Here is an 11,976-nt window from a genome sequence, read left to right as displayed (position 1 = left end):
TACTATAATTAAAATGCTCATTAAAGCTTACTAAAATAGCTTGAGTATTTTAATCTTGGAGACAATCATAAAAAAAAGCAAACGACGATCGTTTGCTTTTTTCTGTTAAGGCTATTAACTAATTTTTGGTTTGTAAAAAATTAATCTGCGTCAAAAATAGCTTGAATAAAAAGATTAGAAATTAACATATGTTAAAATCGCTATAAATCTCTTCTTATTCGACTTAATTGAACTGGTGAAATATTTAAATAAGACGCTATCTGGTATTGATGTATTAAATTATCTATATCTGGGATTTGTTTTTTAAGTGCTAAATAACGCTCGGTACCATTTAAAGTCATTGACTCCATTTGTTTTTTCTCATACATTATAAAAACATACTCCAACACTCTATTATACAGGTTACTAATATCGATATTAGTCTTAGATAGTTCTATAAATTCGATAAAATTAATTTCGTAGACATAAGAGTCTACCAAAGCTTCATAGCATAAAAATGATGGTTCATTTTTAATCACAGAAGAAAATGCCCCTAAAAAACTTATTGGTGTAAATATATTTTTCGTGATATCTTTTCCTGTTTCTGTAGTAGTATATGCTCGCATTAACCCAGAAAATAAAAAAGCAACTTTATTACTTTTTTTTCCTTGTTCAACCAAAGCTTCACCAGTTTTTAACTTGCGAAATTTAGCTAAGCCTTTTAAAATTAAAAACGTCTCTTTAGAAACATGGAATTTCGATTTTAAAAAATCAAAGTTAGGGTCTCCCATGGTTACTTATGTATCATTATTAATGGCAAAGGAAATTAATTATTAATACCAAACCAAATAATTGCTATGAAGTTTATAGAAACTCTGTTTATAGGTAATTATATAGCTTTTAATTTATTATTATTTTCTTGGTTTGTTGACTATTGCTATCTAAGATAAGCCTTATAATGTAGGTCCCAGTGTTTAAGTTTTTTATATCATATTCAATATAAGAGCCCTCAAAAACATTCTGAATTTGATAAACTGTTTGGCCTAGCATATTAATAACCTCTATGGTTTTTATATTTTGATTTTTGGGATTTAATACTACTATTTTATTTCTGTTGCTAGCATAATAAAAATTTATAGTTTCTAGATTCTGATCTATTTGAGAAAGAGTTTCTGATTCTTGCTGAAAAACAATCTCTAATCTATTATTAAACTCCCCTGTATTTGAGGTGAATTCATAAGGTTGCTCGCTTCTTAGGTCAAAATATGTGCCTGTTAAATTATCCTTAATGTAAATGTCCTGATCTTCGTCTATGTTTTCTGTTTCTGTTATTTGAAGTGTATAGTTATAATTGCCTGAAGATTTTAAAACCATTGGAACAATTTTACTAGCTTCTATAGGACCATATGCCTGTATTATCATTGCCTTATCTTCTAAAATTAAACCTATATCATTAACGTTTAAAGCGGCATTTTTAGAATCATAACCATAATCGTAATCATCTGATGTATCTTCACTAAAACCAAGCAATAATTCACGTTTGGTCGACGGACCATTTACAGAATTCAATTCTATACGTAGTTTTTGCATTAGGTTTTCTTGGACTGCATCCGCATCTTTTGAACTTACATTATTATTAGAGTTGCTATTTGCTTCACCTCTAAAAAATACTGAGCCATTGTTATAAGATCCATCCGCATCTGATTCTTTAATAAATAAACGTTGACTATTATTAAAAACAACATTACCGTCTGCAACAATTTCAGTTATAAATCCTTGTCCTACAGGAAGGTAACGACTAGGTCTTTTAGTACCATCTTGATTACCGTTATTTTCTCCTTCTATTCCAACAAACTGATAGGCTCTTACCGATCCTAATTTATTGACTTGAGCGTAACCACCATCGTATTCATCCAAATTATGCGAACTACCACTCCATTGTTGCCATAATTGAATAGTGCCATCAATGACGCCTGAGTTATCATCAATGAATTTATGCAAATCTATCGCAGAAGCATATGGATTACCTAATAAAAAATCTGTTTTAGATTCTGCTGGCACTGACCCATTACCGCCAGTATCTAATACAGGCACTATAATTGTTCCGTTATTAGGCTTACCTTCAAATACATATTGTTGCTCTGTTCCTAAACCAGTGCCTTTTTGAGTATATCCGATACCAGGTTCTATTTGTGAATTGGCATCCATAGGAGCATAATCAAAATAAGTAACACCATTTTTATAAGTGTATAACCAATAAACACTTATTTTACCAATTTCGTTAAGAGCACCTGTAAATTCGAAATTTGCTCCATTAGGCTTTTTAAGCATTCCCAAATTATAATTTGAGTTATTTATATTATTAGTGAACAAATTATTGTCACTCAATGCGGTCGCACCTAATGAACCAACAGGAGAAGCCCAATAATTATACCAGTAAACACTAGAATTACCCTCTTGTCTTCTCAATAATTTGCCATTAGCTGATGTTACTAAATCACTATTAAAGGTCTGAATTAATTGTGAATCGTCTGCTAAGTCTAGCGTTCCATGGAGTTTTAAATACCACGTATTCTCAACCTTATTATCTCCATTTACAGTAAGACTTTTGTCTTCACCTATAATTAATCCTAAATTAGTATGAGAATTACTAGAAGTTATATCATTATCAATATTTATAATACTCCAATTTTTATTATTAGAAGAATCTTCTATATCCCATACATCTCCATGCAACCAAGTAGTTTCATCACTCCAATCACCATTACTCTTAGTCTTGTATGGCATTGGTGCTGTTTGCTCTTGTACAGAGGTAATATTCATTAAATTTAACGTTCTATCATTACCAGAGAAATCAGCTGTGGTGCTATTTATAATATTAGACATAGTATAGTATGCTAAAATGCTAGACCAAGGTATATTTTGCAAAGTCTTTGTATCCTTTATTGGTTTAGGAATTACTTTACCAGTTACAAATCCATTAGCCTCTATTTCTATTTCTTGATAAACCATTTGCTGTATTTGCTCTTCACTTAAAGAGATGTCAAATACTCTAACTTCGTCTATATCTCCAATAAAATACTGCTTATCCTCAGTATTTTTTGAAAGTCTACCTATTTCAAACTTACCATTCCAAATATTAGTATTAATAATTGTTTCTCCAACCGAATTAGAATAAGTAGATTCATTAATCTTATCACCATCAACATATATACTTATCTTACCAGTAAGATTAGAAAATGTTCCTGCTATGTGATGCCATTCGTTATAATTAACATCTATGCCACTAACAATATGTTCATTCCCAGACGATGTTCGTACACCAAACATTAATTGATTACCATTTTGTACAAACATTCTAAGAGCTTCTCCTTCACCTGCTATATTTGCAATAGCATTACTATCGTTAGATGGATCAATCTTAACCCATGCCATTGCTGTTACTTCACCTAATCCAACAATAAAACTATTACCTGTTAAATAATCATCGATTCCATCAAAGTCTATAGTTGCAGATTGGAGATACACATCTATAATATCTCTATAGTCTAGATCACCTCCTAAACCTAAATCCCCATCACTATCGGGAAGAATTGATAAATCAGTAGGATTTTCTATATCTTCATTTACATCTAAAATCGCATCATTAACATTTGTTGTTTCAAAAGCGTTATCTAATCCATCAAAATCTGTATCGTTATCAATAACGGTATCAGGAAGTCCGTTTTCTTTAATGTCTGGCGTGCCATCATTGTCACTATCTAAATCAACATAATCCTCAATACCATCTCCATCAGTATCTTCTAGAGTTAGAAGTCCTGCGCCATAATTATCATCTACACCATCTTTATTGGCGTCTGTAATTGACAAACCACTTCCACTAGGTGCTTGATAACCAACTGTAGGTTGGGCCTCTACATTATCTGGAATACCGTCATCATCGGCATCTATGTCTAAATGATTTGGAATACCATCTGAATCAGAGTCTTTACTTGCACAAAATATAAACTCATAAAATTGAATCGTAGAATTCGCACTTTCACCATCATTTTTAGCAACTTTAATCACAATTTGATCAACAGGTTCTCTTAAATCGACTTGAATGCTATTTAAAGGTGCATTTCCACTTGCACCATTAGTATCAGCAACAGTATTATCTATTATAAAACCACTACTTAAGTTAATATCAGTAATATCAACTTTCACATCATCGCCTCCATTTGTAGCGGTTACATCTGCTCTATCCTCATTATCAAATCCTCCAATTTTGAAGGATAAATCATATACTGGGTTAGAAAAATCAAAAGTATATACAGCAACATCCCCATTATCAAAATCTGAATCCTTTACCTGTGCGTTTATATAAACACCAGAAACACCTGCATTTGTTGCACTTGTAACTCCACTCGACCATGTAGCGTTTCCTTCTAGTTTATATGTAAAATCTACACTAACATCACCATGCGGATAAATACCATTTATTGTTCCTGGATTTGAGATATTATCATTAAATGTTTGATTTAAGTCAATAAAGTTTGACGCACAATCTAACTCTATACTATCTGGTATACCATCATTATCATCATCTAAATCACATCTATCAGAAATATTATCTCCATCTGTATCTAAATATCCTGAAACACTAGCATCACAAGCATCTGTTTGGCATGTAAAACTGTAAGCAAATGTATCAAATCCATGAGGCTCGTGCGAATCTATTAATAGGCTCCCAGAAACAACAATATGCTTAATAGTTACCTGACTTACTGAATCTTCTGATGTAAAACCAAATGTGTTTTCTATATTTTGACCACCAACAAAAGTAGCTTTAAGATTGTCTTCATCGTCATATAATTCTATATTACCTGTTTGATCATCACCTAAAAAAGGGCCATGAAAATACGCTAACAAACTACCATCTACATATATTTCATAGTTAGATTCAGATCCATTTCCGATAGTATCAAAAATATCTACAATATCGAAACTAAAAGCATTTACAGGATTAGTGAAATTTATATTAACTGAATAATAATCATCTATTTGCGCTCCTGTTTCTGGATAAACGTAAACACCATGACCAGTATTACCAGAAATAAAACCTCCGGCTGTTGTAGTTCTAAATTGAGAAATTTGAGGAGACGACGTTCTTCGATAATAATTCCCGAAAAAATCTAATGTTCCATTAGGAAATGTCCCAACGCTAGTATTTGCGCTACCTGGATTAGATGAACTTGATGGAAAATTGTAGTCATTTGAACCATTAAGTACGTTAAGTGTTTGGCCTCTATTAAAAACTTCTTGCTGAAATCCTGATTCTCTATACCCAAGTCCATTAGTATTATTACCAATCGTATAAATTTTATAACCATTTCTAATCCAACTTACTGCATCTGCCTCAGGTAGTGAAGCACCAGATATACTGGGACAATCAATTAAATCTTGTGAAAAACATAAGTTAATATTTAATATAATGGCAGTGACAAAAAGCGAAAAACGTAATCTTATTTTCATAGTATTATTAGCTATAGCCTAGGCTAACGTTAATGTACGTTAATATACTTTTGAGTTTAATGGATTATAATCTTGAGGGAGAAATATGTTAAAAGAATTTATGCAAAATGTGATTTGCTCTCTTATCAATTATACAATAGTAGTAATTTCTTTAGCTAGGAACAAATAATTTATCAATAAAAAATCGTTTAAGTGTATTTAAAGTTCGATGAAGCGCCATTTCTTCAGCTATTAAATTGTTATTCAACTATAAAACTAACTAAATCTTCAATTTTAGAAATAAGCTGAATTTTAATGCTTGAATTCTTTAGAGCTATCTTATTATATTTAGAAACAAAAATGGTTGAGAAACCTAATTTTTCTGCTTCTAAAATACGTTGTTCAACACGTTGAACTGGTCTTATTTCGCCAGACAAACCAACCTCAGCTGCAAAACAATAATCACTTTGTAGTGCAATATCTTCATTAGAAGATAAAATTGCTGCGACAACTGCTAAATCTATAGCAGGATCATCTACTGTAATACCACCAGTGATATTTAAAAAAACATCTTTTGCCCCTAATCTAAAACCTGCACGTTTTTCTAAGACGGCCAAAAGCATATTTAAACGCTTTGCATTAAAACCCGTTGCCGAACGTTGTGGTGTTCCATAAACAGCAGTGCTTACTAAAGCTTGCACTTCTATCATTAAAGGTCTTAAACCTTCTAAAGTTGCAGCCACTGCATTACCAGATAATTCGCCATCTTTTTCAGAAATTAATATTTCAGAAGGATTTGAAACTTCACGCAGACCAGAACCGTGCATTTCGTAAATACCAAGTTCATTCGTTGATCCAAATCGATTTTTATTAGCTCTAAGGATTCTAAATACATGATTTCGGTCACCCTCAAACTGTAAAACAGTATCGACCATATGCTCCAAAATCTTAGGTCCGGCAATGTGTCCATCTTTTGTAATATGGCCTATTAGCAATACCGGTGTTGCTGTTTCTTTTGCAAATTTTATTAGCTCTGTAGTACATTCTTTAATTTGCGAAATACTTCCAGCAGAAGATTCAATATAATCACTGTGTAATGTTTGTATGGAATCTATTACAACAATATCTGGTTCTAAAGCTTCAATTTGCTTAAAAATATTTTGTGTTTTAGTTTCTGTAAGTATATAGCAATTATTATTATTTGGATTAATGCGTTCTGCACGCATCTTTATTTGTTTCTGGCTTTCTTCACCAGAAACATACAATGTTTTATGTTGCAGTTTTAATGCTATTTGAAGTAGCAATGTACTTTTACCTATTCCTGGCTCACCACCTAAAAGTGTTAGCGATCCATGGACCATACCTCCTCCAAGAACGCGATTAAATTCTGCATCTTGCATATTTAATCTTGCCTCTTTAGAGCTATCAATTTCATTAATTTTTAATGGTTTTGAAACTCGTTTTGTGCTAGAGGATGGCATTTTCCAATCACTTTTTTGAGGTTTTTCAATAACTTCCTCAGCAATAGTATTCCACTCTTTACAAGATGTACACTGCCCTTGCCATTTAGCATACTGGCTACCACAATTTTGACAGAAAAATGTTGTTTTAATTTTAGCCATATTTATTTTTAGAGAACGGAATTCTCTTATATTAAACAGCTAAATTAAGATAATTTTAGTTGATATCTTTAAACCAATTTAATAGAGTTAATAGCTTAACAGAAATAAGTTTCGCTGATATATTAGAAAATATAAAGGTTTTTGATTTTCTATATAAGGATTCAAAAAAATAGTCTGTTGACGGAGTACTCTTTTTAGTTTTCTTCATCGTCCTCCGCCTCTTTTTCTGTGTCAGTATCTACTACTGCAAGTTCATCTATTTTCGAAAAAATAAGGTCTCTATTAATATGATTTACATCATTTAAGGTTAACGCAGATTCATATAATTTTTTTGCTTTTTTTGTTTTACCAATTTTTTCAGAGTATTGTGCTAAATAGTAAGTTCCTAATAAAGATTCTGGATTCAGCTTTTTCGCTAATTTCCCAATTTTCTCAAGTGACTCTAGATCATTTCGTTGTTCTGCCACTTTTACCACTTTCTCAAATTCTTCTTCTGTAATAGGTTTTTTAATTCCGAATAAATCTTCAATCCTTTCGTATCTATCTACTAAGTATTTATCTAATGTACCTTCATAAGTTAGGACTTTCTCTTCTAATTCTTTCTCGCGAAGCGGCTTATATAATTCAAAAATCTTATCAAACGATTTAGCTATTGCACTATTAACTAAAGTATAATGAGAATCATTTTTAAAATCATCAAAATAATAAGTTAGATATTGGTTTTGCACACCTGAAATTTGAGTATTAGTATTAAGAACAGCATCTCTTATATATGGTAAATCCTTGTCTGATGTTGCCATGTAATAAAAAATATCATCTTTAAAAAACTCAAGACGTTTTCCTAAATAATCTTTCACTGATCCAGATAAATCTGGACTAATACAGACATAGGCATTAAATACAGGCTCCTCCTTAAATAAATATGAATTAATAAAATTACCCATTAAATCGTGCCCAACAGCAACTCTAAATTTACTCGTGTTAAATTTTCCGTCGATGTAAGGAATAAGTTCATCTGCTACAAAATCGTGAAATCGTAAACCAGATTCTTTAGGCAATCCAGTAATTTCGTCACAAAAACCATCATATCTTCTTTCACTTCCTTGCACAATCCCAATAATAATAGAACTTGGCATATCATCAAAATAGGTCTGAAAATCGACCTGACCAGCAATAGGTTCAAATAAATAATCTCCATCAAACACAATAATTACTGGGTATTTTAATTCTGAAGATGGATCGTAATTTTTTGGTAATTTAATTTTTAGTTTTCGAACTGAATTTAGCTTTGATGAGTTAATCTCGTCGTAACTAATTTGAGCAAATAGCGGTGTGCATAAGATACATACCAAAACTATTAAAATAGTCTTTCTCATTAATAAGTAGGTTTAACGTTGGGTTATCAAACATACTTAATAATCGTCAAATTGTCAATTTTTTTCGATGAAATGCAATTAGTTCTTTAATGCATCTTGTACTTCGTACATCTTTTCGAGCATTATTTCCTTATCAATATATTGAGAGGGCTCGAGTGATAAACCTCCTTTATACCGAAGCAATGCTTTCTTAAGATTACCTTCCTTTTCGTGAAACATACCCATATAGTAGGCACCTAGCATTGAACCCGGAAACTCTTTTTTCACCAATTTTGCTAATTTTTCTAGAGATTCTAAATCGTCTTTCTTTCTGCAAGCTGCAGAAATAGCCCTTATATCATTTTCTATGAGTTTTTTTTCGAACCCATAGAAGTATGCAATGTCTTCATACTTCTTAATTAAGTAGTCATAAGGGGAACCCTCATAAGTAATTACCTTTTCTTTATATTCTTTGCCGTTTATAGGCTTATATAAAGCAAATATCTCATTGAGTGCTTTAGGAATACCTCTTCCTACCAGGGAGTAGTGATTAGCGTCTTCAAAATTATCAAACTTATAATTCAACTTAACATTTTCAATAATTTTTAATTTTGAATCGGCTTCGATAATAGAATTACGCAGTACTTTTATATCAGCATCTCCAGTTGCCAAATAATAGAATGTTTCATTTTCAATACTTGACAAACGCTCTTGTAACCTATTCTCCATTTCCGGTGCCAAATCTGGACTTAGTCCAATATATGCTCTAAAAAGAGGATTGTCTTTAAATAAATAATAATTGATAAAGTTAGCACCAAGATCATGCCCAATTATTACTCTAAAATTTGAGACTTGGTATTTGTTTTCTATATATGGTAAAAGCTCAGAAGCTATAAATTCATAGAAATTAGCGCCTTCTTCACTAGGAAAATAAGTCTCAGCGTCATAGAAAAAATCATCCTCTCTTGTAGTATCTTGTTTTACACCAACAACAATACAATCTGGTATGTCTTCCCAATAGGCCTGGTAATCTATATTACCAGCGACAGGTTCAAACAAATAATCCCCATCTAATACTATAACTAGTGGATAAGCTCTTTTTAAATCAGAATTATAATTTCTAGGTAATTGTATTTTTAGTTCACGATTACCACTTAACTTATTAGATTCTATAGATTCATAAATGGCTTGCCCATTTAGATTTAACACAACTAAAAATAATAGCGCTAGTGCAGATAACTTCTTCATATAAATTGATTAGCTTAAAGTTAGAGCAAGTTAAAAAATATTTCTAAACAGAGGTTTTCTTTCTATTATAGATTGGCAGATAAATTAAAGACAAGCCACCAAAAACAATTATAACTAACGTTTGTGTTGACCACATTATCCAACCAAAAGCTCGACTCGGATCTTCTGGCATATTAAATAAAAGAAACGCAATAACAATGGCTTCTGGAAACGAGCCAATTCCTCCGTTAGTTGCAGCTATACTGAAACTTGCCAAGATAAACCCAATTAAGACAGCAGCCATAGAAATATGATTAAGTTCTGGCAATGCCAATGTAGTTATATAAAACATGAGTACATACATAACCCAAATGAATATTGTATGAAATATAAAGGCCCATTTTCTTTTCATTTTAAAAATACTCAACACACCTTCAATTAGACCAGTACAGAAAGATTTAACTTTCACAGCAAACTTTGAGGTACTTTGGCTAATATAATAATATAGGCCACCGCCAATTATCAATAAAATTATTATAATACTAACTATTGTTACTGGATTAAATTTACCAGTAAAAAAATCATAAATAAACTCAAACTCTAAAAAAAGCGCTATTACAATTATAATAAGAAGCATTAGAGTATCTGCAACGCGTTCTGCAACTATTGTCCCAAAACCTTTATCAAACGGGAGATTTTCATAATTAGTTAAAATGGAAGCTCTAGCTACTTCTCCGGCTCTAGGAATTGTTAGATTAATGAGATACGCAGAGTATACTGCCATAAAACTATTTGCAAACTTAGGTTTATAGCCTAAAGGCTCGGCCATAAATAACCAACGATATGCTCTTGATGCATGACTTAATATACCAAAACCTACCCCAAGAATAATCCAAAAATAATCTGCATCCTTAACATACTGAACTAATTTTGATATTGAAATTTGAGATAATGAGTACCAAACCAAGACAACTCCCAAGAGTAATGGTAAAAGAACCTTTAGGATAGATTTTGATTTGCTCAACGGTCTATTTTAGAAGATTGTTTGCTTCGTTTGGAAATACTAATGATGGCTTAAAAACTTTAGCTTGTTCAATATCCATAAATGCATAAGTAATTAAGATAAGAATATCGTTAATAGCAACTTTGCGAGCTGCTGCTCCGTTTAATGTTATTTCTCCGCTATTACGTGGGCCAGGAATACAATAAGTTTCGAGTCGCTCACCATTATTATTATTTACAATCTGAACTTTCTCACCTTCTATAATATTGGCAGCATCCATTAAATCTTCATCAATAGTTATACTACCGATATAATTTAGGTCTGCGCCAGTACATTTAACGCGATGGATTTTAGATTTTACAACTTGAATTTGCATGAGGCAAAGATAATTAATTTAAGGCGATATTATCTATAAGTCTTATATCACCTGCATATACTGCTATAAAAGCACGATATATCTTTTTTGTTGATTTTCTTTTTACTGGTTTTAAGGTTTTTACATCAGAAATAATAAAATATTCCAACTCTAATAATGGTTGTTTATTAAATTCTAAATTTACCCATTCCGTAATTCTTTTAGCACTTTTTGTGCCAAACTTTTTCTTGGCAGTTTTTAAAGTCTTGTATATAAAAGGTGCAGCTGCTCTATGATTTTTTGTTAATCTTGTATTTCTTGAGCTCATAGCCAAGCCATCTTCTGCTCTGTGAATTTCACAACCAATTACATTTACATGCATTTTGTTCAATTCTACTAGTTTTTTAATTATTTGTAATTGCTGAAAATCTTTTTCACCAAAGTAAGCATTATCTGCGTTTACAATTTCAAATAGTCGCTTTACAATAGTAGCAACACCATCGAAATGTCCATCTCTAAATGCACCTTCCATTTCATACTCCAAACCATCAAAACTAAAGGATTGCGACTGAACATTATCATCATAAATATCCTTAACAGAAGGAGCATAGACGATAATCAAGACATTGCTAACTGTTTCAAGCAGTTCTACATCAGATTTTAGAGTTCGTGGGTATTTGACTAAATCTTCTTGATTGTCAAATTGAGTTGGATTAACAAATATACTAACGACAACTATGTCATTTTGACTCAATCCTTTATTAACTAAAGACAAATGACCGTCATGGAGTGCACCCATCGTTGGAATGAATCCAATAGATTTTCCATCAGCTTTTAGTCTATCAATATGGTGTGATAAATTGGTTTTTTTATGAAAAATTTTCATTACTCTAACAAAAAATTAACGCGTGCAAACATAATATTTTACTGGCAATCTGCACA

8 protein-coding genes are annotated in these 11,976 nt (G+C 31.7%); all 8 read right to left on the bottom strand.

What is annotated here, in order from left to right:
* Positions 1-200: 200 nt before the first annotated feature.
* Entirely contained in the window at positions 201-770 is a 570-nt protein-coding gene (locus ACFWU4_RS03225; RefSeq protein ID WP_411124805.1) for a Crp/Fnr family transcriptional regulator, read from the bottom strand.
* A 109-nt stretch (positions 771-879) separates the two neighbouring features.
* Positions 880-5,493 (bottom strand): LamG-like jellyroll fold domain-containing protein, encoded by a 4,614-nt coding sequence (locus tag ACFWU4_RS03220; protein WP_411124803.1) that lies wholly within the window; start codon positions 5,491-5,493, stop codon positions 880-882.
* Between the two features lie 239 nt (positions 5,494-5,732).
* The gene (gene radA, locus ACFWU4_RS03215; RefSeq protein WP_411124801.1) at positions 5,733-7,094 is read right to left on the bottom strand and encodes a DNA repair protein RadA; all 1,362 of its coding nucleotides are present in this window, start codon (positions 7,092-7,094) and stop codon (positions 5,733-5,735) included.
* Between the two features lie 194 nt (positions 7,095-7,288).
* Positions 7,289-8,470 carry an alpha/beta hydrolase gene (locus tag ACFWU4_RS03210; protein ID WP_411124799.1) on the bottom strand — a complete coding sequence of 394 codons (1,182 nt, stop codon included), beginning with the start codon at positions 8,468-8,470 and terminating at the stop codon, positions 7,289-7,291.
* A 78-nt stretch (positions 8,471-8,548) separates the two neighbouring features.
* The gene (locus ACFWU4_RS03205; protein WP_411124797.1) at positions 8,549-9,697 is read right to left on the bottom strand and encodes an alpha/beta hydrolase; all 1,149 of its coding nucleotides are present in this window, start codon (positions 9,695-9,697) and stop codon (positions 8,549-8,551) included.
* A gap of 43 nt (positions 9,698-9,740) precedes the next feature.
* The gene (locus ACFWU4_RS03200) at positions 9,741-10,700 is read right to left on the bottom strand and encodes a lysylphosphatidylglycerol synthase transmembrane domain-containing protein (protein ID WP_411124796.1); all 960 of its coding nucleotides are present in this window, start codon (positions 10,698-10,700) and stop codon (positions 9,741-9,743) included.
* 4 nt (positions 10,701-10,704) lie between these two features.
* A complete protein-coding gene (panD, locus tag ACFWU4_RS03195) occupies positions 10,705-11,055 on the bottom strand; it encodes an aspartate 1-decarboxylase (RefSeq protein WP_411124794.1) in 351 nt (116 codons plus the stop codon).
* Between the two features lie 13 nt (positions 11,056-11,068).
* Positions 11,069-11,920, bottom strand: a complete 852-nt coding sequence (gene panC, locus ACFWU4_RS03190) for a pantoate--beta-alanine ligase (RefSeq protein WP_411124792.1) — start codon at positions 11,918-11,920, stop codon at positions 11,069-11,071.
* Between the last annotated feature and the right edge of the window lie 56 nt (positions 11,921-11,976).

The sequence above is a fragment of the Winogradskyella sp. PE311 genome (assembly GCF_046545555.1).
GTDB lineage: Bacteria > Bacteroidota > Bacteroidia > Flavobacteriales > Flavobacteriaceae > Winogradskyella.
This window is presented reverse-complemented; position numbering and strand designations above follow the sequence as displayed.

Coding starts and splice junctions, on each gene's coding strand:
- ACFWU4_RS03225 (WP_411124805.1), bottom strand. CDS start 770: ATGGGAGACCCTAACTTTGATTTTTTAAAATCGAAATTCCATGTTTCT.
- ACFWU4_RS03220 (WP_411124803.1), bottom strand. CDS start 5,493: ATGAAAATAAGATTACGTTTTTCGCTTTTTGTCACTGCCATTATATTA.
- radA (WP_411124801.1), bottom strand. CDS start 7,094: ATGGCTAAAATTAAAACAACATTTTTCTGTCAAAATTGTGGTAGCCAG.
- ACFWU4_RS03210 (WP_411124799.1), bottom strand. CDS start 8,470: ATGAGAAAGACTATTTTAATAGTTTTGGTATGTATCTTATGCACACCG.
- ACFWU4_RS03205 (WP_411124797.1), bottom strand. CDS start 9,697: ATGAAGAAGTTATCTGCACTAGCGCTATTATTTTTAGTTGTGTTAAAT.
- panD (WP_411124794.1), bottom strand. CDS start 11,055: ATGCAAATTCAAGTTGTAAAATCTAAAATCCATCGCGTTAAATGTACT.
- panC (WP_411124792.1), bottom strand. CDS start 11,920: ATGAAAATTTTTCATAAAAAAACCAATTTATCACACCATATTGATAGA.